General features: G+C 66.0%; 20 protein-coding genes and 1 tRNA gene. 8 read left to right on the forward strand and 13 right to left on the reverse strand.

Translation table 11 applies throughout. The annotated features are described in order from the left end of the window. The first annotated feature begins 185 nt into the window (after window positions 1-185). The 4 genes from addB (at window position 186) to QA642_RS00410 (ending at window position 8382) form a co-directional block, all read left to right on the forward strand. Entirely contained in the window at window positions 186-3332 is a 3147-nt protein-coding gene (gene addB, locus QA642_RS00395; RefSeq protein WP_283082890.1) for a double-strand break repair protein AddB, read from the forward strand. Next, on the forward strand, window positions 3326-6835 hold the full coding sequence (gene addA / locus QA642_RS00400; protein WP_283082891.1) for a double-strand break repair helicase AddA: 3510 nt from the start codon (window positions 3326-3328) through the stop codon (window positions 6833-6835). The genes addB and addA overlap by 7 nt, the downstream gene beginning before the upstream one ends. Before the next feature lie 67 nt (window positions 6836-6902). Then, window positions 6903-7223, forward strand: coding sequence for a thioredoxin (gene trxA, locus QA642_RS00405; protein WP_008540017.1), 321 nt, complete (start codon window positions 6903-6905; stop codon window positions 7221-7223). 145 nt (window positions 7224-7368) lie between these two features. Beyond that, complete coding sequence (locus tag QA642_RS00410; RefSeq protein ID WP_283087121.1) at window positions 7369-8382, forward strand: ATP-dependent DNA ligase; 1014 nt, start codon at window positions 7369-7371, stop codon at window positions 8380-8382. Here QA642_RS00410 and QA642_RS00415 read toward each other — a convergent pair whose 3' ends face one another. The 12 genes from QA642_RS00415 to aroA all read right to left on the reverse strand — a co-directional run bounded on the left by QA642_RS00415 (window position 8383) and on the right by aroA (window position 20663). Further along, entirely contained in the window at window positions 8383-9123 is a 741-nt protein-coding gene (locus QA642_RS00415; protein WP_283082892.1) for a metallophosphoesterase family protein, read from the reverse strand. A gap of 141 nt (window positions 9124-9264) precedes the next feature. Continuing rightward, window positions 9265-10608 carry a folylpolyglutamate synthase/dihydrofolate synthase family protein gene (locus tag QA642_RS00420; RefSeq protein WP_283082893.1) on the reverse strand — a complete coding sequence of 448 codons (1344 nt, stop codon included), beginning with the start codon at window positions 10606-10608 and terminating at the stop codon, window positions 9265-9267. Continuing rightward, window positions 10605-11546: an acetyl-CoA carboxylase, carboxyltransferase subunit beta gene (accD, locus tag QA642_RS00425; protein WP_283082894.1), complete on the reverse strand. Its 942-nt coding sequence runs from the start codon at window positions 11544-11546 to the stop codon at window positions 10605-10607. Before accD ends, QA642_RS00420 begins: the two co-directional genes overlap by 4 nt. A gap of 113 nt (window positions 11547-11659) precedes the next feature. Next, window positions 11660-12496, reverse strand: coding sequence for a tryptophan synthase subunit alpha (trpA, locus tag QA642_RS00430; protein ID WP_283082895.1), 837 nt, complete (start codon window positions 12494-12496; stop codon window positions 11660-11662). Further along, window positions 12493-13710, reverse strand: coding sequence for a tryptophan synthase subunit beta (gene trpB, locus QA642_RS00435; protein ID WP_283082896.1), 1218 nt, complete (start codon window positions 13708-13710; stop codon window positions 12493-12495). Before trpB ends, trpA begins: the two co-directional genes overlap by 4 nt. Beyond that, the gene (locus QA642_RS00440; protein ID WP_283082897.1) at window positions 13707-14366 is read right to left on the reverse strand and encodes a phosphoribosylanthranilate isomerase; all 660 of its coding nucleotides are present in this window, start codon (window positions 14364-14366) and stop codon (window positions 13707-13709) included. The genes trpB and QA642_RS00440 overlap by 4 nt, the downstream gene beginning before the upstream one ends. A 64-nt stretch (window positions 14367-14430) precedes the next feature. Next, window positions 14431-14823 (reverse strand): lipopolysaccharide assembly protein LapA domain-containing protein, encoded by a 393-nt coding sequence (locus tag QA642_RS00445; RefSeq protein ID WP_283082898.1) that lies wholly within the window; start codon window positions 14821-14823, stop codon window positions 14431-14433. 71 nt (window positions 14824-14894) lie between these two features. Beyond that, window positions 14895-15200, reverse strand: a complete 306-nt coding sequence (locus QA642_RS00450) for an integration host factor subunit beta (RefSeq protein WP_008539997.1) — start codon at window positions 15198-15200, stop codon at window positions 14895-14897. 171 nt (window positions 15201-15371) lie between these two features. Next, entirely contained in the window at window positions 15372-16352 is a 981-nt protein-coding gene (sppA, locus tag QA642_RS00455) for a signal peptide peptidase SppA (RefSeq protein ID WP_283082899.1), read from the reverse strand. Between the two features lie 365 nt (window positions 16353-16717). After that, window positions 16718-18424: a 30S ribosomal protein S1 gene (gene rpsA / locus QA642_RS00460; RefSeq protein WP_283082900.1), complete on the reverse strand. Its 1707-nt coding sequence runs from the start codon at window positions 18422-18424 to the stop codon at window positions 16718-16720. Between the two features lie 266 nt (window positions 18425-18690). Further along, window positions 18691-19329, reverse strand: coding sequence for a (d)CMP kinase (gene cmk / locus QA642_RS00465; RefSeq protein WP_283082901.1), 639 nt, complete (start codon window positions 19327-19329; stop codon window positions 18691-18693). Continuing rightward, window positions 19326-20663 (reverse strand): 3-phosphoshikimate 1-carboxyvinyltransferase, encoded by a 1338-nt coding sequence (gene aroA / locus QA642_RS00470; protein WP_283082902.1) that lies wholly within the window; start codon window positions 20661-20663, stop codon window positions 19326-19328. Before aroA ends, cmk begins: the two co-directional genes overlap by 4 nt. Before the next feature lie 169 nt (window positions 20664-20832). On the opposite strand from aroA, the gene QA642_RS00475 reads away from it, so the two are divergent. Continuing rightward, window positions 20833-21240: a TIGR02300 family protein gene (locus QA642_RS00475; protein ID WP_283082903.1), complete on the forward strand. Its 408-nt coding sequence runs from the start codon at window positions 20833-20835 to the stop codon at window positions 21238-21240. A 91-nt stretch (window positions 21241-21331) separates the two neighbouring features. Next, window positions 21332-21407, forward strand: a tRNA-Ala gene (locus tag QA642_RS00480). A gap of 77 nt (window positions 21408-21484) precedes the next feature. On the opposite strand, the gene QA642_RS00485 is transcribed toward QA642_RS00480, so the two are convergent. After that, a complete protein-coding gene (locus tag QA642_RS00485) occupies window positions 21485-21943 on the reverse strand; it encodes a MarR family transcriptional regulator (protein WP_283082904.1) in 459 nt (152 codons plus the stop codon). Window positions 21944-22100: 157 nt separating this feature from the next. Here QA642_RS00485 and QA642_RS00490 point away from each other — a divergent pair, with 157 nt between their 5' ends. Together QA642_RS00490 and QA642_RS00495 are read left to right on the forward strand one after the other, a co-directional pair. Beyond that, window positions 22101-22526: an organic hydroperoxide resistance protein gene (locus QA642_RS00490; protein WP_018645071.1), complete on the forward strand. Its 426-nt coding sequence runs from the start codon at window positions 22101-22103 to the stop codon at window positions 22524-22526. A gap of 176 nt (window positions 22527-22702) precedes the next feature. After that, window positions 22703-23920 carry a CaiB/BaiF CoA-transferase family protein gene (locus QA642_RS00495; protein ID WP_283082905.1) on the forward strand — a complete coding sequence of 406 codons (1218 nt, stop codon included), beginning with the start codon at window positions 22703-22705 and terminating at the stop codon, window positions 23918-23920. Window positions 23921-24126: the final 206 nt, after the last annotated feature.

Here is a 24126-nt window from a genome sequence, read left to right on the forward strand (position 1 = left end):
AGCGAAGCGTGCCCACCATTCGACCTGAGAAACTCGATGAGAGACGTGGGCACGGCGCTATCGCGCCTTTGCCTGCCCTATGAGACCTGTTCCTGGTCGGCGAACAGCGGGGACGACTCGCGTCCAGACCATGACCATTCGCGCCCTCCTCCCTATATTGCCCTGATCCCCGAATCAGGCAGCTCATGCGCGTCGTCAGCATTCCACTCTCAGTTCCGTTCCTGCGCACGGTCGTCGCGAGCCTGCTCGACGGCCGGCTGGTCAACGGCTTCGAGGCGCGCAAGGAACCGGCGCGGCTGGCCGACGCCACGCTGTATTTGCCGACACGGCGCGCCATGCGCGTCGTCCGCGAGATCTTTCTCGACGAGATGAAGGCGGATGCCGTGGTGCTGCCGCGCATCGTCGCACTCGGCGACATCGACGAGGACGAGCTCGCCTTCACTGAGGACGGCGAGCAGTTTTCGGGCCTGGCGCCGCTCGACATTCCGCCGCGACTCGGCGAGCTGGAACGGCGGCTGACACTGGCGCAGCTCGTCGCGGCCTGGGCCAAGGGCCCGGTGCTGTCGCCGCAGGTGGTCGGCGGTCCCGCCTCGACGCTGGCGCTCGCCGGCGATCTCGCCCGCCTGATCGACGACATGGTGACGCGCGGCGTCGACTGGAGCGCGCTCGATGGCCTCGTGCCTGATAACCTCGACCGTTACTGGCAGCACTCGCTCGAATTCTTGCGCATCGCCCGTATCGCCTGGCCTGGCCATCTCGCCGAGATCAACCGCATCGAGCCCGCGGCGCGGCGGGACCTCCTGATCGCAGCGGAAGCAAGGCGCCTGACCGCGCATCCCCATGGCCCCGTAATCGCGGCCGGTTCGACCGGCTCGATGCCCGCCACCGCGAAATTCTTGCATGCAGTCGCTTCGCTGCCGCATGGTGCGGTGGTTTTGCCGGGCCTCGACACCGATCTCGACGCCGATGCCTGGCGCACCATCGGCGGCGTGCGCGATTCGCTCGGCAAGTTCGCCGAACATCCGGCGTCGAACCATCCGCAATATGCGATGCACGCGCTGCTCGATCGCTTTGGCATCAAGCGCAGCGACGTCGAGATCCTCCAGCCGCCGGCCGATGGCGGCCGCGACCTGCTCGCTTCCGAATCGATGCGGCCATCGGCCAAGACGGAAGTCTGGCACGACCGCTTGAGGCAGCCGGATGTCGCCGCGAAGATCGCGGGCGGCATGAAGAACCTCGCGGTCGTCGAAGCCCCCAATCCCGAGATGGAAGCGCTCGCGATCGCCATCGCGATGCGCGAGGCGCGGCATCTCGACAAATCGGCGGCGCTGGTGACGCCGGATCGCGCGCTGGCGCGGCGTGTCATGGCAGCGCTGACGCGATGGGATCTCGATTTCGACGATTCCGGCGGCGACGTACTGATGGAGACCTCCGCCGGCGTTTTCGCGCGCCTTGTGGCGGAAGCCGCGACCTTTGGATTGGAGCCGCCGACGCTGCTGGCGATGCTGAAACATCCGCTGTGCCGGCTCGGCCGCGCGCAAGGTGTATGGAAAGCGGCGATCGAGGGCCTCGAGCTCGCAGTGCTGCGCGGCACGCGTCCGCCTGCGGGCACCGGCGGTCTCCTGCGCGAGTTCAACCGCTTTCGCGACGAGCTGACAAAACTGTGGCGCAGCGAGGTCTCCGCGCTCCACAAGGCCGAGCTCCGCGCACGCCTCAAGGCCGAAGATCTCGACCGCATTCAGGCGCTGATCGATACCTTGCAGAAAGCCTTGGCGCCGATCGAGAGCCTGCCGCCGTCGAAGCCATACGACTTCGCCGAGCTCGCGCACCGGCATCGCGAGATCATGATCGAGCTGTCGCGCGACGAGCAGGGCATTCCGCTCGCCTTCGAGGAACGCGAGGGCCTCGCACTCGCAGCGGCCTTCGACGATCTCCTGCGCGGCGGCACCACCAGCGGATTGATGGTGCCGCTGCCTGATTACGCCGACGTCTCTCAGACCGCCTTCAGTGATCGCGCGGTGCGGCGGCGCGACAAGCCTGGCGCCCGCCTGCAGATCTACGGTCCGCTGGAATCGCGCCTGATGCAGGCCGACCGCGTCATCGTGGGCGGACTGATCGAGGGCGTCTGGCCCCCGGCGCCCCGGATCGACCCCTGGCTGAGCCGGCCGATGCGGCATGAGCTCGGCCTTGATTTGCCGGAACGCCGCATTGGCCTCTCCGCCCACGACTTCGCGCAATTGCTCGGCGGTGATGAGGTGATCCTCACCCATTCCGCCAAGGCAGGCGGCGCGCCGGCGGTCGCCTCGCGCTTCCTGCATCGGCTCGAAGCCGTCGCAGGGGACGATCTCTGGAAAGCGGCCATTCGCGCCGGCGAAAAATACGTGCAGTTCGCGGGCGCGCTCGACCAGCCCGCCGAGGTCAGGCCGATCAAGCAGCCCGAGCCGCGGCCGCCGCGCGCGACGCGGCCGCTCAGCATGTCAGTCACCGCGATCGAGGACTGGCTGCGCGATCCCTACACGATCTACGCAAAATACATCCTGCGGCTCGACGCGCTCGATCCCGTCGACATGCCACTGTCGGCCGCCGACCGCGGCTCGGCGATCCACGATGCGATCGGCGAGTTCACGGAGACCTATGCCGCGCATCTGCCCGACGATCCCGCCCGCGTGCTGCGCGCGATCGGCGAAAGGCATTTCGCGCCGCTGATGGAGCGGCCCGAAGCGCGCGCACTGTGGTGGCCGCGCTTCCAGCGCATCGCGCGCTGGTTCGGCGAATGGGAGACGGCGCGGCGCGATGCGATCGGGTCAATCACGGCGGAGACGCGTGGCGAGATCTCGATCAGGCTCGACAATGAGCGCAGCTTCCGCCTCTCTGCCCGCGCCGATCGCATCGAGCGGCGCCAGGCCGGCGGCTACGCCATCCTCGACTACAAGACCGGCCAGCCGCCGACCGGCAAGCAGGTCCGCATGGGCCTGTCGCCGCAGCTGACGCTGGAGGCCGCGATCCTGCGCGAGGGCGGTTTCCCCGAGATCGACGCCGGCGCGTCCGTGAGCCAGCTCGTCTATGTCCGCCTCAGCGGCAACAATCCGCCCGGCGAAGAGCGTATCCTCGAGCTCAAATACAAGCCGGGCGACGAGCCGCAGCCGCCGGACACCGCAGCTGCGGAAGCGCGGGCCAAGCTGGAGGCGCTGATCCGCGCTTTCGAGGATGAGAACCAGCCCTACACCTCACTGAACCTGCCGATGTGGACCAACCGCTACGGCGCCTATGACGACCTCGCCCGGATCAAGGAGTGGTCCGCAGCCGGCGGCCTGGGGATCGAGGAATGGTGAAGCTGCCTCGCCCCATTCCCGATGAGGTGCGCGCGCGGCAAGCGCGTGCGTCCGATCCGACAGCATCGGCCTTCGTGTCGGCCAATGCCGGCTCGGGCAAGACGCACGTGCTGGTGCAGCGCGTGATCCGCCTGCTGCTGTCGGGCGTGCCGCCGGAAAAGATTCTCTGCATCACCTTCACCAAGGCGGCCGCCGCCAACATGGCCGAGCGCGTGTTCACCACGCTCGGTCACTGGGTGACGCTCGATGATGCCGGGCTCGATGCCGCGATCCGCGCCGTCGGCATCCCCCACCCCAGCACAAAGCTGCGCCGCGACGCGCGAAAGCTGTTTGCCTGCGCGCTGGAGACGCCGGGCGGCTTGAAGGTGCAGACCATCCACGCGCTGTGCACCCGCCTGCTCCAGCAGTTTCCGTTCGAGGCCAACGTGCCCGCGCGCTTTGCCGTGATCGACGAGCGCGACCAGACCGACATGATGGAGCGCGCCAATCTGAAGGTGTTATTGGAGGCCGCGCGCGACCCGGAGACCGTGACCGGCCGCGCGCTGCTGACGGCGATGGCGAGCGCCGCCGACGTGACCTTCAAGGAAGTCGTGCGCGAAGCGTGCCTGAGCCGTGACCATTTCATGGCCTGGATGGACGAGGCCGGCAACGCCGCGGCCGCGGCCGAACAGATGGCGGCCGTGTTGGGCGTGGATACAAGCGACCGCATCGAGGACGTCGAGACGGAGATTCTCGACGGCCCGTTCCTGCCCCGCTCGCGCTGGGACGACATTGCCTTCGCACTGGAGGACGGCAGCAAGTCCGACAACGACCAGGCCAGCCGCCTCCGCGAGGCAAAAGGGTTTTCCGGCGCGGCGCAGGTCGATGCCTATCTCTGCGTCTTCCTCACCGACGACAAGCTGCCGCGCAAGGCGGTGCTGACCAAGAAATTCGGCGAGCACAATCCATCCGTCGCCCGCCTGTTCGAGAACGAGGCGCAGCGCCTCGCTGGACTGATCGAGAAGCGCCGCGCGGTGACCATGCGCGACCGCACCGCGGCGCTGCTGCATATCGCGACCGCGGCCGCCGCAAACTACCGCCGCGAGAAGCAGGAACGCGGCCTGCTCGACTACGACGACCTCATCGACAAGACGTTGGCGATGCTGAACCGCGTCTCCTCGGGCTGGGTGCACTACAAGCTCGACCGCGGCGTCGATCACGTGCTGATCGACGAGGCCCAGGACACCAGCCCGCGGCAATGGGACATTGTCGCGCATATCATCTCGGAGTTCACGGCCGGCGAAGGCGCGCGCGAGGGGCTGAATCGCACCGTCTTCGCCGTCGGCGACGAGAAGCAGTCGATCTTTTCGTTCCAGGGGGCCGCTCCCCACGAATTCGACGCACGCCGGCGCGAGCTGCATCGCAAGTTCACCGCCGCCGGGCTGAAATTCGATCCGGTCGCCTTCACCTATTCGTTCCGCTCGGGCGCGGCGATCCTGCATTCGGTCGACCACGTCTTCCGTGAGCCGCAGATCTACAAGAGCATCCATTCGGTCGAGATCGGCCATCCCCTGCACAACGCGCTGGCCGACGCCGGCCCGAGCGTGATCGAGCTGTGGGATCTTGCGGAAGCCGATGACAGGCAGGAGATCGAAGGCTGGCGCGCACCGTTCGACGGCGTTGCCGCCACCAGCCCTGAGGTCAAGCTCGCGCGCCGCATCCAGACCGAGATCAAGCGGCTGGTCGAGAGCGGCACGCTGACCGGGCACGCAGGGGAGCGCCGTCCCTTGCGTTACGGCGACATGCTGATCCTGGTGCGCCGGCGCGGCAATGCATTCGATGCGGTGATCCAGGCGCTGAAGCACGCTGGCGTCCCGGTCGCCGGCGCGGACCGGCTCAAGCTCACAGAGCATATCGGCATCATCGATTTGATGAACCTCGCCGACGCGCTGCTGCTGCCGCAGGACGATCTTGCGCTTGCGGTGGCGCTGAAGAGCCCGCTGTTCGGGCTCGATGACGACGATCTGTTTCAATTGGCCCATGGCCGCAAGGGATCGCTGCGGCGCGCGCTCGGCGAGCATGCGGCGGAAAGCGAGAAGTTCGCGACGGTGCTGCGGCGCCTGGAAGCCTGCGAAATCCGGGCCCGCGAGGAGACGCCGTTCGCCTTCTACGCCTGGCTGCTCGGCGGCGACAGCGGCCGCGCGCGCATCCTGCGCCGGCTCGGCCACGAGGCTAACGACGCGCTCGACGAATTTCTGGAGCTGGCGCTGAACTATGAGCGCAAGGCGCCGGCCTCGCTGCAAGGTTTCATGGCCTGGCTGCGCTCGGCCGACACCGAGGTGAAGCGCGATATGGAAATCTCGCGCGACGAGGTGCGGGTGATGACCGTGCACGGCGCCAAGGGCCTCGAGGCCTCAGTCGTGTTCATGGTCGACACCACGTCGTCACCCGCAGATTCGCAGCGGGTGCGGCTGATTCACGTGCCGCGCGGCAATGGCGGCGAGGTCGTGGTCTGGGCCGGCCGCAAGGCCGATGATCCCAAGCCGGTTGCCGACGCGCGCAAGGCGATGCTGGAAGAAACCGAGGACGAGTATCGCCGCCTGCTCTATGTCGCGATGACGCGCGCGGCCGACCGGCTGATCGTCGGCGGCTGCATGCCCGGCAATATGAGGACGGTGCGGAAGCTGAGCTGGTACGACCTGATCGACACCGGGCTCACCGGCTCGGGCCTGGACAAAGAGACGATCGAGACGCCGCTCGGCAAGGTGACCCGATTCGCCCGGCCCGAGGATGTCGCGGCTCTGGGCAAGCCCGCCACGACCGTGGATCAGACGATCGCATTACCGGACTGGCTGCGAACGCCCGCGCCGCGCGAGATGATCGAGGACGATCCCGTGCGCCCCTCCGGCCAGTCCGCCGAGGAGGGCCGCAGCGTACGATCAGGCGAATCGGTCCAGTCCCGCGCGCTGGCATTGCAACGCGGCACGCTGGTGCACCGGCTGTTGCAATCCCTGCCTGGCATTGCCACCGAGCGCCGGCGCGAGGCCGCGCTCGGTTTCATGGCGCGCAACGCCTCGGACTGGCCGGAGGCCGACCGCACTGCGCTCGCCGACAAGGTGCTCGCCCTGATCGCCGAGCCGCGCTTCGCAGCCGTCTTCGCCACGGGCAGCCGGGCGGAGGTCGCCATTGCCGGCCGGCTCGACCGGCCGGGGCGGCCGCCGGCGCTGGTGTCGGGCCAGATCGACCGGCTGGTCGTGCGTCCGGATGAGGTTTTGATCGTCGATTTCAAGACCAACCAGTCGGCACCCAAAAGCGCCGCCGAGGCGCCCGCCACTTATGTCCGGCAGCTTGCGCTGTACCGGGCAGTGCTGGCGCGGCTTTATCCCCAAAAGCCCATCCGGGCCGTCCTGCTCTGGACCGAGGCCCTTGAATATATGGAGATTTCGGCCCCCGCGCTGGACGCGGCGCTGGCATCCCTTCATCTCGGTGTGAGCGTCCTTGACCCGGCAAGGGGCCGTTCATAGGTTGACGCCATGATCCCGCGCGCGATTCCCATCCGCGCCGATTCTTTCAACCGAGTGAGGTACTCCAATGGCCGTTAGCAAGGTTTCCGACGCCGATTTCGAAGCCGAAGTGCTCAAGGCGAACGGCCCCGTGGTCGTCGATTTCTGGGCCGAATGGTGCGGCCCCTGCCGCATGATCGCCCCCGCCCTCGACGAGATCGCTGGCGCGATGGGCGACAAGGTCAAGATCGTGAAGCTCAATGTCGACGAGAGCCCGAAGACCGCGTCCAAGTACGGCGTGATGTCGATCCCGACCCTGATGATCTTCAAGGGCGGCGAGATGGCCTCCCGCCAGGTCGGCGCGGCGCCGAAGGCGAAGCTGCAGCAGTGGATCACCTCCGCGGTCTGACCCACCTCGCTTTGCGATTATTTTTGACAACGGCCGGCGAAATGCCGGCCGTTTGCGTTGACGGGACGTGTCCTGCGTATGACGAGTCCCGCCCTTGCCCGCCCCTTCTGCGAAACGTGCGCGAAAGTCCGCCTCCCTCGTGGCGATGGAGGCGAAGTCGGTCGACGCCATCCCGCGCAGCAAGGCGTGGCAGTACGAGCCGAAATGGGATGGTTTTCGCTGCCTGCTGTCGCGTGATGGCGCTCACGTCGATCTGCGCTCGAAATCCGGCGAGGATCTCGCGCGCTATTTTCCCGAGATCGTCGCCGCGGCGCTGGCGCTGAAGGCGGATCGCTTCACGCTCGACGGCGAGATCGTCGTGCCGCAGGGCAAGGGCTTCTCCTTCGACGCGCTGCTGCAGCGGATCCATCCCGCCGCAAGCCGCGTGACGAAGCTCTCGCAGGAGACGCCGGCGCTGTATCTCGCCTTTGATCTGCTCGCGACCGCCAGGGAGAAGAAGCTTGCCGAAAAGCCGCTGAGCGAGCGGCGGCCGGCGCTGGAAGCATTTGCCAAGGCCAATTTGAAGGGCAGCATCTTCCGCCTCTCGCCGACGACGCCGAGCTACGCCACCGCGAAAAAATGGCTGGCGCAATCCGGCGACGGCTCGGACGGCGTCATCGCCAAGCGCATCGACCTGCCCTATCAGGCGGGCAACCGCGACGGCATGCAGAAGATCAAGAAGTTCCGCAGCGCCGATTGCGTGGTCGGCGGCTTCCGCTACGCCACCAACAAACTCGCAGGCCGAAAAGTCGTCGGCTCGCTGCTGCTCGGCCTCTACGACGACAAAGGCCTGCTGCACCATGTCGGCTTCACCTCGGCGATCAAGACCGAGGCGAAGCCGGACCTGACCGACCGGCTGGAGGCATTGATCAGCGCGCCCGGCTTCACCGGCAACGCGCCGGGCGGGCCGAGCCGCTGGTCCACCGAGCGCTCGGCCAAGTGGTGCCCACTCGAGCCGAAGCTCGTGATCGAGGTCCGCTACGACCATTTCAGCGGCGAGCGTTTTCGCCACGGCACCTCGATCCTGCGCTGGCGCCCCGACAAGGCCCCGCGGCAATGCACCTTCGATCAGTTGAAGCAGAAGGCGGCCGATCCCATGAAGCTGCTGAAAGCGACGTAGCTATTTGATCCACCCTGTCGCCAGCGCGTTCGCGAGCTCGGGCTGATTGTTCCGGCGGGCGAGCGCCGCCATCGCCTCGTGATCATACGCGACATGGCGGAACGTTACCTGCCAGGCACCGTCAGCGAGTTCGAGGATCGCATAGCGCGCGTGCGGCGTACCGGCCTCGACGACATGCGGGAACGGGTGCTTGTCGCCATAGCCGGGGCTGCCGACGCTGCCGGGATTGACGATCAGCCGGCCATCGCGAAGCCGCACCGCGCGGGCGAGATGCGTGTGGGCGCAAAGGATCAACGACTGTGCGATGCCGTGCGCGAACTGCGCGATCCGGTCGAGCGGCGATAGCGCGACGGTGCCGTCGGGATGCACGGTGTCGAGCCAGTAGATCTCATCATTGTCCGGTGTCGCGTGGCAGAGGAACACCTGTTCGCGGAAGACGCGTGTCATCGGCTGTGCACGCAGCCAGTCGAGTTGCGCGGCATTGAGCTGCGCGTGCGCAGGCCGATCCCACGAGCCCATCTTCTCCGGCGGACGGTCGAGCAGATAGCGGTCGTGATTGCCGAGCACATGGACGGCGTCGAGCTGCATCAGGATCTCGATCGTCCGCCGCGCATCGAGCGGACCGCTCAGCATGTCGCCGAGATTGACGATGTCGGAGATGCCTTGGGCGCGGATGTCGGCGAGCACCGCCTCCAGCGCGAGGTAGTTTCCGTGGACGTCGGCGATCGCGGCAAAACGCATCGTTATCCTCACTTTCGTGCCCCGGACGCAGCGCAGCGTGGAACGGTGCGCTGCAGGGCCGGGGCCCATGTCGCGGCATGCTGGGTCCCGGCTCAGCGGAGCAGCGTTGCACGCTGCACCGCGTCCGGCACACCAGACCGACTATGCAGGAGGCGTGCCGTTGATGGCGAGCACGTGGCCGGCGAGATAGAGCGAGCCGGTGATCAGGATGCGCGGCGGCACCTCGTAGGCCAGCTTCGCCAGGGCGCGGAGCGCGGCCTCGATGCCGGGCGCGGGCTCGACGCGCATGCCGAGGCTGCGCGCGGCGTCGGCGAGGCGGTCGACCGGCATCGCGTTCTCGGTCTCGGGAATCGGCACCGCGATGATGTGACGGGTGAGGCCGGCGAAATTGGCGAGAAAGCCCTGCGCGTCCTTGTTGGCCATCATGCCGGCGATCACCACCAGCGGCCGCGACACCCGCTCCTCGAGATCGCCGAGCGCGGCGGCCGCGACGCGCCCGCCTTCCGCATTGTGGCCGCCGTCGAGCCAGATCTCCGAGCCCTGCGGTCCCCAGGAGAGCAATTCGCCCGAGGTGATGCGCTGCATCCGCGCCGGCCATTCCGCACCGACGATGCCGGCTTCGAACGCCGCGTGATTGATCCTGAAATTCGCGATCGCGCGCAGCGTCGCGATCGCAAGACCCGCATTGTCGAACTGGTGGCGGCCGAACAGGCGCGGCGCCGCCAGATCCATCAGGCCGCGCTCGTCAGAATAGACCAGGCGCCCATGCTCGACGTTGACGTGCCAGTTTTCGTTCGCGGCAAACAGCGGCGCGCGCATGCGCTTGGCTTGCGCCTCGATCACAGCCATCGCTTCACCCGGCTGCTCGGCTGAGATCACGGGCACGCCGCGCTTGATGATGGCGGCCTTCTCGCCGGCAATCGACGTCAGCGTGTCGCCGAGGAAATCCATGTGGTCCATGCTGATCGGGGTGATCACGCAGGCCGCCGGCGCATCAATCACATTGGTCGAATCGAGCCGGCCGCCGAGGCCGACTTCGAGAAGCACGACATCGGCCGGGTTCTGCGCGAACAGGTGAAACGCCGCCGCAGTCTTCAGCTCGAACACCGTCGCGGCCTCGCCGGCATTGACGCGCTCGACCTCTTCCAGCGCCGCGCGCAGCTCGTCGTCGCTGACGAGCACGCCGCCACCGACGCGACCGAGCCGGAAACATTCGTTGATGCGGACGAGATAGGGCGAGGTGTAGGCGTGAACGCGCAAGCCGGCGGCCTCCAGCGTCGCGCGCAGATAGGCCAGCGTCGAGCCCTTGCCGTTGGTGCCGGCGACGTGGATCACCGGCGGCAGCTTGCGTTCGGGGTGTCCGAGCCGCTCGAGCAAGCGGTGCATCCGCTCAAGGCCCAGATCGATGCGCTTCTGATGCAGGGCCGACAACCGCCCGATCAATTCATCGAGCGGTTTCTTTGCGCTGTCAGGGGATGCGTTCACGCGTGGGGTGCGGCTGGCGCCGTCTCAGCGGCCGATACGATCTGCGCTGGGCTGACGACTGGCTGCACCGGCTTCGAGGCGCCATCCTGCGCCGGCGCCTTGGTCAGCAGGCGGCAGAGCCGCGCCAGGGTCGGGCGCAGCTCGTGGCGATGCACGACCATGTCGACCATGCCGTGCTCCTTCAGATATTCGGCGCGCTGGAAGCCTTCGGGCAGCTTCTCGCGAATGGTCTGCTCGATCACGCGCGCACCGGCGAAACCGATGAGCGCGCCCGGCTCGGCGATCTGCACGTCGCCCAGCATCGCATAGGACGCGGTGACGCCGCCGGTGGTCGGATTGGTCAGCACGACGATGTAGGGCAGCTTTGCCTCGCGCAGCATCTGGACCGCGACCGTGGTGCGCGGCATCTGCATCAGCGACAAAATGCCTTCCTGCATGCGGGCACCGCCCGATGCGGCGAACACGATGAACGGCGACTTCTTCTCGACCGCAAGCTCCAGCCCGCGCACGATCGCTTCGCCCGCAGCCATGCCGAGCGAGCCGCCCATGAAATCGAAATCCTGCACGGCGACGACGACAGCCGCGCCCTCGAGCTTGCCGTAGCCGACCTTGATCGCGTCGTTGAGGTTGGTCCGCGCCCGCGCATCCTTGATGCGGTCGACATATTTCTTCTCGTCGCGGAACTTGAGCGGATCGGGCGTCACGTCAGGCAGCGCGACATCGAACCAGGTCTCGTTGTCGAAGATCGACTTCAGACGCGCCACCGCGCCCATGCGCATGTGGTAGTTCGAGCCAGGAATGACGAACTGGTTGGCCTCGACGTCCTTGTAGAACACGAGCTGCCCGGAATCCGGGCACTTGATCCACAAATTCTCGGGCGTCTCCCGCCGCAGCATGTTGCGGATTTTCGGCCGGACCACATTGGTAAGCCAGTTCATGGTTTGCTCCGATGTGCGACCCCGCCTCGCGGGATCGCCTGAAGGACTATATGGCGGCCGGGCCGCTGCCGGGCAAGCCGTCGTGTCGTCCGCTTTGGCAGCGGAATTATGGCCTATTCGGCCGCCTGTTTCGCAGCCCTAACGCCCTGGGCCAGGGCCGCCGTCAGCTCAGCCACGGCGTTAACGGTTTTGGCGGTGGCGCGGCCCTCGGCATCGAGGCTGTTCTTCAGCGCATCGACCAGCGCAGTGCCGACCACCGAACCATCGGCCTTCTCGGCGATGGCGCGCGCCGCCTCCGGCGTGCGGATGCCAAAACCAACGCAGATCGGCAGCTTGGTATGCCGCTTGATGCGCGCGACAGCTTCACCGACGGCATTGGCGTCCGCCGCCGCTGCACCGGTGATGCCGGCGATGGAGACGTAATAGACAAAGCCTGATGTGTTCGCGAGCACCGCGGGCAGGCGCTTGTCGTCGGTGGTCGGGGTCGCGAGGCGAATGAAGTTCAGGCCCGCCTTCAGCGCGGGAATGCACAGCTCGTCGTCTTCCTCCGGAGGCAAATCGACGATGATCAGGCCGTCAACGCCGGCCGTCTTGGCATCAGCCAAAAACTTGTCGACGCCGTAAATGTAGATCGGATTGTAATAGCCCATCAGCACCAGCGGCGTGACGTTGTCGTCCTTTCGGAAGGCGCGCACGAGTTCCAGCGTCTTCTTCAAGGTCATGCCGTTCTTGAGCGCGCGCAGACCTGCCGCCTGAATCGAGGGACCATCCGCCATCGGATCGGTGAAGGGAATGCCGAGTTCGATGACGTCGGCGCCTGATTTCGAGAGCGCCTTGACGATCTCGAGCGACGTCGCCGGATCGGGATCGCCGGCCATCACATAGGTGACGAAGGCCGCGCGGCCTTGCTTCTTCAACTCGGCGAAACGAGTGTCGATACGCGTGGTCACTTGCTCTTGCCCCTCAGGATGTCGCCGACCTGCGGGACGTCCTTGTCGCCGCGGCCGGAGAGATTGACGACCATCAGGTGGTCTTTCGGCCGCTTCGGCGCGAGCTCCATCACCTTGGCGATGGCATGCGCCGGCTCGAGCGCGGGGATGATGCCTTCGAGACGCGACAGCAGCTGGAACGCGGCGAGTGCCTCGTCGTCGGTCGCGGAGAGATAATTGACGCGGCCGATCTCATGCAGCCAGGAATGCTCGGGGCCGATGCCGGGGTAGTCGAGGCCGGCCGAGATCGAATGCGCGTCCTGGATCTGGCCGTCTTCATTCATCAAGAGATAGGTGCGGTTGCCGTGGAGCACGCCGGGACGGCCGCCCGCGATCGAGGCCGCATGCAGCTGCGTCAGACCATGGCCGGCGGCTTCGACGCCAAAGATCTCGACGGAGGGATCGTCGAGGAACGGGTGGAACAGGCCCATCGCGTTCGAGCCGCCGCCGATACAGGCAACGAGCGAATCCGGCAAGCGACCCTCGACCTCCTGCATCTGCGCCTTGGTCTCGTTGCCGATGATCGACTGGAAGTCGCGCACCAGTGTCGGATAGGGATGTGGGCCCGCGACCGTGCCGATGCAATAGAAGGTGTTGTGCACGTTGGTGACCCAGTCGCGCAGCGCCTCGTTCATCGCGTCCTTCAGCGTGCGCGTGCCCGACTGCACCGGAAGCACCTTTGCGCCCAGCATCTCCATGCGGATCACGTTGGGCTGCTGCCGCTCGACGTCGACGGCGCCCATATAGACCACGCATTCGAGGCCAAAGCGCGCGCACAGCGTCGCGGTGGCGACACCGTGCTGGCCGGCGCCGGTCTCCGCGATGATGCGCTTCTTGCCCATGCGCCGCGCCAGCATGATCTGGCCAAGCACGTTGTTCACCTTGTGCGAGCCGGTGTGGTTGAGCTCTTCGCGCTTGAGGTAAATCTTGGCGCCGCCGAGGTGCTCGGTGAGACGCTCGGCGAAGTAGAGCGGCGAGGGCCGGCCGACATAGTTCTTGAGATAGCCGTTCATCTCGGCCTGGAAGGCCGCATCGGCCTTCGCGGCGGTGTAGGCCTTCTCCAGATCGAGGATCAGCGGCATCAGGGTTTCGGCGACGAAGCGTCCGCCGAAGATGCCGAAATGGCCGCGCTCATCGGGGCCGCTGCGATAGGAATTTGGTTTGGCGATGTTCATCGAACGCTCAACTCTTGAGTGGCGCGCGCGGCGCGAATGAAGGCCTTGATCAGCTCGGGATCCTTGACGCCGGGTGCGCTCTCGACACCGGAGGACACGTCGACGCCGCCGGCGCGGGTAACGCGCAGCGCTTCGGCAACGTTGCCGGCGTCGAGTCCGCCCGAGACCATGTAGGGCAATTTCAGATCGAGATTTTCCAGGAGGTGCCATTCGAACGGCTCGCCCAGGCCGCCGGGCCGGGTCGCATCCTTCGGCGCGCGCGCGTCGAACAGGATACGGTCGGCGACCGCCGCATAGCCGGGCAGCACGGCGAGATCGGCCGCGGTTGCGACCGGCACCGCCTTCATCACCGGGCGGCCGAACCGCTGCTTGATGTCGCGCAGCCGCGCCACGCTCTCCTTGCCGTGCAGCTGGAAGATGTCCGGCGACAGCGCATCCATGATGTTGTCGAGCGTGGCGTCATCGGCATCGACGGTGAGCGCCACCTTGAGCGCGCGCCGCTTCACCTGGCGGCCGAGGTCACGGCCGGCTTCCAGCGACAGATGCCGCGGCGACGGCGGAAAGAACACGAAGCCCACCATGTCGGCGCCGGCGTCGAGCGCGACGTCAAGCGTCTCGCGCGTGGACAGGCCGCAGATTTTGACGAGCAGGGACATGGTCTCGAAGCGGGTAGCGGCCGCAAGGGGCGCCGGGAAACGGGTTTTTCGGTCGGGGCCGCTTCTACAACGTCGCGCGCTGCTTGTCTCGCCCGATAGGCCCGTAAAGGCCTACCCCCGCGGGGACGGGGAGGCGCTGGGATTCGGGCTTTGCGGCGGCCATCTGGGCCCGCAGATCGGCCAGCTCGACCCGGGCAGCCCGCGCATCCGCATCGTTCCGCCGCGCCGCGCGGCGCCAGCGCCGCTGGCCGAACCAGACCGCACAGCCGCCGGCGACAACCCCGATGGCGGCCACCAGGATCAGCAGCAGGAACAGCGGCAGCGTCACCGCGAAGGACGGATCGTCCGTGACGAAGGGATCGAGGGAGACCGTGACGAAATGCCGGTTGGCGACGGCGAAGGTCACCAGGAGCAGGCCCAGCGGAATCACGATCAGCGCGGTCAGGAACTTTCGCATCGCGATCGCTCGTCTTGAATCAAGCTTGCTGCCGCATCATGCGGCCGTTCGGTTAAACGCCGACGACAGCCTTAGTCTGCAGCGCCGGGATCCGGATGGTCGCGGTTCAGCCGCTCGCGCATTTCCTTGCCGGTCTTGAAGAACGGAACGCTCTTCTGGTCGACGGGCACATGGGCGCCGGTGCGCGGATTGCGCCCGGCGCGTGCAGGGCGATGCTTGACCGAGAAGGCACCGAAACCGCGCAGCTCGACGCGGTCACCGCGCGCGAGGGCCGCTACGATCTCTTCGAGAATCGCATTCACAATGTTCTCGACATCCCGCTGGTACAAATGCGGGTTGTGCTCGGCGATACGCTGAACAAGTTCGGATTTGATCATCGAGAGATAGGACCCGGAAGCGTGCGGATGACCATTTCCGTGAAAATACTGTGATCTGTCAAGACGCTAAATCAAGGTTGAGCGTCGGGAAAATACGTGACAAATGCCGGAAAAGCAGGCTGACCGCCCACCCGTCAGACGGGAAAATCCTCCAGGCCTCGCCCGGTTCCGTCAATTCGACCCCGCCGGCTGCCACAGGGCCAGCATTCCATCGATTCCAACCCGATCCACGGCCTGCACAACGCCAGTTTGCCCGATCTGATGCGCAATCGAGCCTAAACCAAGCGCTTCCAGCGTCACGGCGGCCGCAGTCTTGAGGAACGGCAGATCGCCAAAGCGCGGCTGGAGCTTGTAATCGCGCACCGAAAGACCCTTCTTGACGCCCTTCTGCTCGACCAGCCAGGTCACCGCCGTCTTCTCGTCGCCGATCTGGTCGATCAGCTTGAGGTCGATCGCCTGGCGTCCGGTGAAGACGCGGCCGTCGGCGACTTTTTCGAGCTGCGTGTCATCCATGCCACGCCGGTCCTTCACCAGGCCCTTGAACCAGGCATAGGAATCCTTCACCAGCGCATCGAGCGCGGCCCTCGCCTCGGGGCTGGTGGGCTCAAAACCGTTCGGCGCGGCCTTCAGCGGCGAGGATTTGACCTCCTCGACCTTGACGCCGATCGTCTTCAGGAGCTCGGCGACGTTGGGATACTGGAACAGCACGCCGATCGAGCCGACCAGCGAGCTCTGCTGCGCGATGATATGGTCGCTCGCGATCGCGGTGATGTAGCCGCCGGAGGCGGCAAGGCCCTCGACCACGACGACGAGCGGCTTCTTTGCCTTGAGCCGCACGAGCGAATCGTAGAGCTGCTCGGAGCCGGCTGTCGTCCCGCCCGGCGAGTTGATGTGAACGATGACGGCGGCGGCCTGCGAATTCTCCAGCCGCTCCAGCGCCTGCGTGCGATCAGAGTCGCTGCGGATCAGGCCTTCGATCTGCACCCGCGCAATCGAGCCGGCGGCTGCGAATGTGCCGCGCGCGCCGGGCGTTGCGACCAGCGCGAAGCCCGCGATCGCGGCGATCGCGATCAGCGCGGCCATCACGCGCCAGAACGTCAGCTTGCGGCGGATCCTGCGGCGATCGACGATGATGTCCGAATCGAGCGACATCGGAATATCTCCAAATGAAAGGCGCGTCCAAGAAGGCCTGGCGCGTTGTGCCGTCACAGCGTGACGATTGGCTTATCTCGATACATCAATTGCGGCGCATTTTGAAGAAAACAAGGCTGGCACTGCGTGGCCCCGGGACACAGCCACGCAATCGGTGTCGTCCCCGCGAAAGCGGGGAGCCGTAACCACAAGGTGGAGTCGTTGCGCGGAACGGGTAACTCCAAGTCTTCGTCAAACTACTTCCTGTAGCTATGGGTCCCGGGCTCGCGCTCCGCGCGCCCCGGGACGACAGCGGAGTATACAGCAACAACAAAAAAGCCCCGGCTTTCGCCGGGGCTTTGATGTCAGCAAAACAGACGTTTCGCTTACTTGCTGTCGCGGTTCTTGAGCGCGGTGCCCAGGATGTCGCCGAGCGTCGCACCCGAATCGGAGGAACCGTACTGCGCGATGGCTTCCTTCTCTTCGGCGACTTCGAGCGCCTTGATCGACACCTGGACCTTGCGGGCCTTCTTGTCGAACTGGATCACGCGGGCATCGACCTTCTCGCCGACGGCGAAGCGTTCGGCGCGCTGGTCGTTGCGGTCACGCGCGAGCTCCGAGCGCTTGATGAAGGTGGTGAAGTCGGTACCGGCGATCTTCACCTCGATGCCGCTCTCCTTCACTTCGAGCACTTCGCAGGTCACGACCGCGCCCTTCTTGACATCGCCCGGCTCAGCGAAGGGGTCGCCTTCGAGCTGCTTGATGCCGAGCGAGATGCGCTCCTTCTCGACGTCCACATCGAGCACCACGGCCTTCACCACGTCGCCCTTCTTGTAGTTGTCGATCACCTGCTCGCCCGGAAGCTTCCAGTCGAGATCGGAAAGGTGGACCATGCCGTCGACGTCGCCCTCGAGACCCAGGAACAGACCGAACTCGGTCTTGTTCTTGACCTCGCCCTCGACCACCGAACCGGTCGGGTGACCTTCGACGAAGACCTCCCAGGGGTTGCGCATGGTCTGCTTGAGGCCGAGCGAGATGCGGCGCTTGACGGAATCGACTTCCAGCACCTGCACGTCGACTTCCTGCGAGGTCGACACGATCTTGCCGGGGTGCATGTTCTTCTTGGTCCACGACATCTCGGAGACGTGGATCAGGCCTTCGATGCCCGGCTCGAGCTCGACGAACGCACCGTAGTCGGTGATGTTGGTGACGCGGCCGGTGAAGCGGGCACCCAGCGGGTACTTGGCTTCGATGCCCTGCCACGGATCGTCCAGCAGCTGCTTCATGCCCAGCGAGATGCGGTGCGTCTCGTGGTTGATCTTGATGATCTTGACCTTCACGGTCTGGCCGATCGAGAGCACCTCGGTCGGGTGGTTGACGCGGCGCCACGCGATGTCGGTGACGTGCAGCAGGCCGTCGATGCCGCCGAGATCAACGAACGCACCGTAATCGGTGATGTTCTTGACCACGCCGTCGATGACCTGACCCTCTTCGAGGTTCTGCACCAGCTCCTGGCGCTGCTCGGCGCGGGTCTCTTCGAGAACCGTGCGGCGGGACACCACGATGTTGCCGCGGCGGCGGTCCATCTTGAGGATCTGGAACGGCTGCGAGTTGTTCATCAGCGGCGCAACGTCGCGGATCGGACGGATGTCGACCTGCGAGCGCGGCAGGAACGCCACGGCACCGTCGAGGTCGACGGTGAAGCCGCCCTTGACCTGGTTGAAGATGACGCCGTTGACCTTCTCGTTGTTCTGGAAGGCCTTCTCGAGCTTGCCCCAGCTCTCCTCGCGGCGCGCCTTGTCGCGCGACAGCACGGCTTCGCCGAGGGCGTTCTCGATGCGATCGAGGAACACTTCGACCTCGTCGCCGACCTTGATCTCGCTGTCACGGCCGGGGCCGGAAAATTCGCGCAGGGCGACGCGGCCCTCGGTCTTCAGGCCGACGTCGATGACGGCCATGTCCTTTTCAATTGCAACCACCTTGCCCTTGACGACGGAGCTTTCCTGCAGGTTGCCACCTGCGAAGGACTCGTCGAGCATCGCGGCGAAATCGTCGCGCGAGGGGCTATAGGTATCAGCAGAAGTCGAAGCCATTTGTTCTCCAGTTGCGGATGTCTTGCCGGCCGTTGGGTTTAAGGGCGCATCGCACACGCAGTGTCGGAAGGTCCGCAAAACCTTCGAGCGACCGCTCGTTGCCCGGGCCTTGCGGCCAGAACAACGGAAGCGAGCCGGCTGAGGCCCGCGCATTCGATACGTGGAATTCTTGTGTCCGGAGCTGGATGCGACGGCTCCCGAAACGGGAACCGAGGTATCGACCTCAAAGAGCGGGAGCGGGCGCTTCCTCCAATGACGGCCGCGGCTTAACCCCGCGGACGGCCCGCTCGGACGGCCTCGATAATGTCGATGGCGGCCCGGACGCCGCCTTCTATATCCAGTTGGGAGTTATCTAGCAAGTAAGCATCCGGGGCCGGTTTTAGAGGCGCAATCGGCCGGTTCTTGTCGCGTTCGTCGCGCTGGATGATGTCCGCGAGCACAGCCGCCTCGTCCGCCTGCTCGCCCCTTGCCCTGGCCTCCATGGTCCGCCGCCGCGCGCGAACCCGGGGGTCGGCGACCACGAAAATCTTCACGTCTGCATGAGGACAGATCACGGTTCCAATGTCCCGGCCGTCCAGCACGGCGCCGGGCGGATCGGCGGCAAATTGCCGCTGGAAATTGAGCAGGGCTTCACGAACCCTGGGGATGGCCGACACGATGGAAGCGCCCTCGCCGGCCTCCTGGGTCTTCAGCGCGGGGTTGCCGAACTTTTCGGGATCGAGTTCCAGCGCAGCCTGGACCGCGGCCGCCTCATCCCGGAGATCATGACCCGACTGCATCAGGGCATAGGCCACCGCGCGATAGATCACGCCGGTATCGAGATGACGATAGCCGTAATGATGGGCGAGGCGCTTGCCGAGCGTCCCCTTGCCCGAGGCGGCGGGACCGTCGATGGCGATGATCATGAAAACTCGGCCCCTAGCGCACGCATCATCGGGATGAAGTCCGGGAAACTGGTGGCGATGAAGGCGGTGTCGTCGACGGTCACGGGCTGGTCGGAGGCACAGCCCATCACCAGCGCGGACATCGCGATGCGATGATCCATATGGGTCGCGACAGTGCCGCCGCCGGGTACATGACCGCGGCCCTCGACGATCAGATCGTCGCCGGAGATCTCGACCTTGACGCCGTTGACGCGGAGCATGTCGGCCGTGGCTTCGAGACGGTCGGACTCCTTGACGCGCAGCTCCTGCAGGCCACGCATGATGGTCGTGCCCTCGGCGAAGGAGGCCGCCACCGCCAGCACGAGATATTCGTCGATCATCGAGGGCGCGCGCTCCGGCGGCACCTCGACGCCACGCAGTTTTGACGCGCGCACGCGCAATTGCGCCATCGGCTCGCCGGCATCGCCCCGCACTTCGCTCTCCTCGATCGAGGCGCCCATTTCGCGCAGCGTGGTGAACAGGCCGGTGCGCAGCGGATTGGTCATGACATCGGACAACACGATGTCGGAGCCCTCGACGATCAGCGCCGCGACGATCGGGAAGGCGGCCGACGAGGGATCGGCGGGCACGACGACGTTGGCTCCATGCAGCTCAGGCTGACCGACGAGCGTAATGCGGCGGCCATGCTGGCCTTCCTGCACCGAGGTGATGTCGGCGCCAAAATGCTTCAGCATCAGTTCGGTGTGGTCGCGGCTGGCCTCGCTCTCGATCACGGTCGTGGCGCCCGGCGCGGCGAGGCCCGCCAGCAGCACGGCCGATTTGATCTGGGCCGAGGCGACCGGGGTCTTGTAGGTGATCGGCAGCGGATCGCGCGCGCCCTGGACGGTCAGTGGCAGGCGGCCACCCTCGCCGCCGGAGACGACCCTTGCGCCCATCTTTTCGAGCGGATCGAGGATCCGGCGCATCGGACGGCTGCGCAAGGAGGCGTCGCCGTCGAAAATCGCCGAGATCGGGCAGCCGGCGACGGCGCCCATAACCAGCCGGCAGCCGGTGCCCGAATTGCCGAAATCCAGCGCCGTCTTGGGCTGTGCAAAGCCTCCGACGCCCACGCCCTGGACCTTCCAGGCGAAATCGCCGGTGCGCTCGACCTGGGCGCCGAGGGCCTGCATGGATTTGGCGGTGTTGAGGACGTCCTCGCCCTCGAGGAGGCCCGAAATCCCGGTCTCGCCGACCGCGAGCGCGCCCAGGATCAGGGCGCGGTGGGAGATCGACTTGTCCCCGGGCACCCGTACTTTCCCGGTCAGGGGACCGCTGGCGCGCGACCGAAGGGGCGTCGGCTTGTCGGAATGGGTCACGTTATGTCCTTGGATAGGCCCGAAATATCCCTGCGGGGCTCGCGGGGCAGGTACCACATGGTCTCCCCGGCGTCACGGGCATGTCTTTCTCCCGTAATGCGCTATTGACAGCGGGCCGCCAACTAGCCAAGTGAAGCACCGCTTTTCAGACATTCCCAGGATTCCTGCCGTGGCCAAGTCCGAACTCGGAACCAAACGTATTTGCCCGACCACGGGCAAGAAATTCTATGATCTCAACAAGAATCCGGTGATCTCGCCCTATACCGGCGAGGTGGTTCCGATCGCCCCGGTTGCCCCTGCTCGCGCGCCCCGTGGCGCGGAAGCCCGCAGCATGGCCCAGGACACCGCGCCGGAGCCGGCCGAGGCCGAAGAGTTGGTCTCCCTCGAGGAGGCCGATGCCGAGGAGAACACCGGCAAGGTCAAGGCCGTCGTGCCCGAATCGGAGGACGATATCGAGGTCGACGAGACCCTCGACGACGACGATGACGATGATTCGACCTTCATTGCCGACGAAGAAGAGGGCGATGAGGACGTGACCGACATCATTGGTGATGTCGGAGGTGATGAAGAGACTTGAGATCAGCCCTGATCTGTGAAAAAGGGAGCACCGCGCGAGTCGGAAGGCTCGCCAGTCGGGAGTGATCCCCCAGGATCATCCCAGGACTTAAGGGGCCATAGCTCAGCTGGGAGAGCGCTTGCATGGCATGCAAGAGGTCGGCGGTTCGATCCCGCCTGGCTCCACCACGCTTCGCCCTTCGGGCTACGCGTGGCGCAGCCGCGCGGAGAAGCCCGAAGGGCGTAGGCGGGCTCCAACGAATTCCCTACTCCCCGATCACCGCATTCAGCCGGTCCCTCAGCGCGACGATCTCGTCCTTCATCGCCACCAGCTCCGACACCGAGCAGTCCGACGCCGCCAGGATCGACTGCGGCACGCTGCGGGCCTTTTCCTTCAGCGCGTGGCCCTGCGGCGTCAGCGCGATCAGCACCTGCCGTTCGTCCTCGCTGGAGCGGGTACGCCTGACCAGATGAGCGGCCTCTAACCGCTTCAAGAGCGGCGTCAGCGTGCCCGAATCCAGGAAAAGCTTCTCCCCGATGTCCTTGACCGGCACGTCGTCGCGCTCCCACAGCACCAGCATCACCAGATATTGCGGATAGGTCAGGCCGAGCCGGTCGAGCAGCGGCTTGTAGACGCGGTTGAAGGCATGCGCGGCCGAATAGACCGCAAAGCAGATCTGGTTGTCGAGGCGCTGCGGGTCCAGCGCCGGCACTTTCCGAGGCATAACGAATCTCACGAGGTTTCTTCCATTCTGGGGCCGGCCGGCGGCATATTCAATTGCGGACAATTAAATGTGAGGCCGCACAATTTCAATTGCGCACAATCTAATTGTCTGCGATATAGGGCGCGTCCCAACCCGGAAACCCCCAAGGGAGACGAAAATGTCCGTGAACGTCCTCTACAAGACCAGCGCAAAAGCCACCGGCGGCCGCGACGGCCATGCTGCGACCCTCGACGGCGCGCTCGACGTCAAGCTCACCACGCCGAAGGAGCTCGGTGGTGGCGGCGGCGCCGGCAACAATCCCGAGCAGCTGTTTGCGGCCGGTTATGCCGCCTGCTTCATCGGCGCGATGAAATTCGTGGCCTCGCAGGGCGGCCCGAAGGTTCCGGCTGACGCCTCCGTCACCTCGACCGTCGGCATCGGCCCGCGCTCTGAAGGCGGCTTCGGCCTCGACATCGACCTCGCCGTCTCGCTGCCGGGCCTTGCCCGTGCTGAGGCCGAGGCGCTGGTCGCCAAGGCGCACCAGGTGTGCCCGTACTCCAATGCGACGCGCGGCAATGTCGACGTTCGCCTGACGGTCGTCTGATCAAAGGGCGGATTGGCTGGCCCGGGATCCCCCTCGGGCCGGCCGCTTCTGCTTGATTTGCCACGCCGCGGGATTGCCGTGCGGCCGTGCATGCGGCCCTACGCCCGGCGCCATTGCTGGCGCAAACAAACCTCGCTAGGCCTGTGATCAAACGACCGACACAGGGAAGCGAAGGCATGACTGAAGCCGCCAGTTCTGGAGCAGCATTGGGCGCAATGAGCGGGCTGCGCGTCATCGATCTCACGCGCGTGCTCGGCGGTCCCTACTGCACCCAGATCCTCGCCGACCACGGCGCCGACGTCATCAAGGTCGAGCCGCCCGCGGGCGACGAGGTGCGCGAATGGGGCCCTCCCTTCCACGAGGAGGATGCGGCCTATTTCGTCGGCATCAACCGCAACAAGCGCTCGATCGGCCTCGACCTCGCTGCCGAGGGCGGCCGCGTGGTGCTGCTGAAGATGCTGGAGACGGCCGACGTCCTGATCGAGAATTTCAAGCCGGGCACGCTGGAGAAATGGGGCATCGGCAACGAGGTCTTGCGCGAAAAGTTCCCGCGCCTCGTGCATTGCCGGATCTGCGGCTTCGGCGCCGACGGCCCGCGCGGTGGCAACCCGGGCTATGACGCCATCATCCAGGCCATGACCGGCATGATCGCGGCGACCGGCTCGCCCGAGAGCGGACCGATGCGGATCGGCGTGCCGCTCGTCGACATCACCACCGGTCTTTACGCCGCGATCGGCATCCTGATGGCGCTGTCGGAGCGGCAGCGCTCCGGCAAGGGCCAGTTCCTGGAGACGACGCTGTACGAGACCGGCCTTGCCATCATGCATCCGCACACGGCGAACTATTTCATGCATGGCAAGCCGCCTGGCCTCACCGGCAACGAGCACCCGAACCTCGTGCCCTACGCGATCTTCCCGACGAAGACCGACAACATCTTCATCGGCGTCGGCAATGACGGCACCTTCCGCAAGCTCGCCAAGGAGATCGGCAAGCCCGAGCTCGGCACCGATCCGCGCTTTGCCCGCAACAAGGACCGCATCGCCAACCGCGAGGCGCTGCGCGCCGAGCTTGCCGCCGTGTTCAGCCAGCACGAGGCCGAGCCGCTGTGCAATCGCCTGCTTGCGGCGGGTCTGCCCGCAGGCCCGGTGCAGAAGATCGACCAGGCGTTGACGAACCCGCACACGATCGCGCGCGGCGATGTCATCGAGAAGGACTGGTACAAGGGCGTGGCCTCGCCGATCCGGCTCGATCGCAGCAAGCCGAGCCTGCGCCGCCTGCCGCCGAAATTCAGCCAGCACGCGGCCGAGGTGCTGGGCGAGTTCGGCTACTCCAAGTCCGAGATCGACGCGATGGTCGAAAAGGGCACAGTCTGCGGCCCCGAGCGGAAACGCTAGTCGATCAGAACAAATCGAGCGGCCACGTAGGTGCGCTCCCTCCCCCGCCTGCGGGGGAGGGCTGGGGAGAGGGTGTCTCCGCAACAGGACAACTCCCTAGAGGACAGAGCCCTCACCCGCGCTATGCGCCGACCTCTCCCGCAAGCGGGAGAGGTTTTCGAACTCGCGGCCCGATTGTCCGCCTCATCACCCAATGCCGCACTGCG

Source organism: Bradyrhizobium sp. CB2312, from assembly GCF_029714425.1.
Lineage (GTDB): Bacteria > Pseudomonadota > Alphaproteobacteria > Rhizobiales > Xanthobacteraceae > Bradyrhizobium.

Bases quoted from the DNA above. Each gene is read 5' to 3' on its own strand.
- addB (WP_283082890.1), top strand. From the start codon at position 186: ATGCGCGTCGTCAGCATTCCACTCTCAGTTCCGTTCCTGCGCACGGTC.
- sppA (WP_283082899.1), bottom strand. From the start codon at position 16,352: ATGTCGCTCGATTCGGACATCATCGTCGATCGCCGCAGGATCCGCCGC.
- QA642_RS00495 (WP_283082905.1), top strand. From the start codon at position 22,703: ATGACTGAAGCCGCCAGTTCTGGAGCAGCATTGGGCGCAATGAGCGGG.
- QA642_RS00415 (WP_283082892.1), bottom strand. From the start codon at position 9,123: ATGCGTTTTGCCGCGATCGCCGACGTCCACGGAAACTACCTCGCGCTG.
- QA642_RS00485 (WP_283082904.1), bottom strand. From the start codon at position 21,943: ATGCCTCGGAAAGTGCCGGCGCTGGACCCGCAGCGCCTCGACAACCAG.
- rpsA (WP_283082900.1), bottom strand. From the start codon at position 18,424: ATGGCTTCGACTTCTGCTGATACCTATAGCCCCTCGCGCGACGATTTC.
- trpB (WP_283082896.1), bottom strand. From the start codon at position 13,710: ATGAACATCGCCAAACCAAATTCCTATCGCAGCGGCCCCGATGAGCGC.
- QA642_RS00445 (WP_283082898.1), bottom strand. From the start codon at position 14,823: ATGCGAAAGTTCCTGACCGCGCTGATCGTGATTCCGCTGGGCCTGCTC.
- cmk (WP_283082901.1), bottom strand. From the start codon at position 19,329: ATGATCATCGCCATCGACGGTCCCGCCGCCTCGGGCAAGGGGACGCTC.
- QA642_RS00410 (WP_283087121.1), top strand. From the start codon at position 7,369: ATGGAGGCGAAGTCGGTCGACGCCATCCCGCGCAGCAAGGCGTGGCAG.
- accD (WP_283082894.1), bottom strand. From the start codon at position 11,546: ATGAACTGGCTTACCAATGTGGTCCGGCCGAAAATCCGCAACATGCTG.
- trxA (WP_008540017.1), top strand. From the start codon at position 6,903: ATGGCCGTTAGCAAGGTTTCCGACGCCGATTTCGAAGCCGAAGTGCTC.
- addA (WP_283082891.1), top strand. From the start codon at position 3,326: ATGGTGAAGCTGCCTCGCCCCATTCCCGATGAGGTGCGCGCGCGGCAA.
- QA642_RS00440 (WP_283082897.1), bottom strand. From the start codon at position 14,366: ATGTCCCTGCTCGTCAAAATCTGCGGCCTGTCCACGCGCGAGACGCTT.
- QA642_RS00490 (WP_018645071.1), top strand. From the start codon at position 22,101: ATGTCCGTGAACGTCCTCTACAAGACCAGCGCAAAAGCCACCGGCGGC.
- QA642_RS00450 (WP_008539997.1), bottom strand. From the start codon at position 15,200: ATGATCAAATCCGAACTTGTTCAGCGTATCGCCGAGCACAACCCGCAT.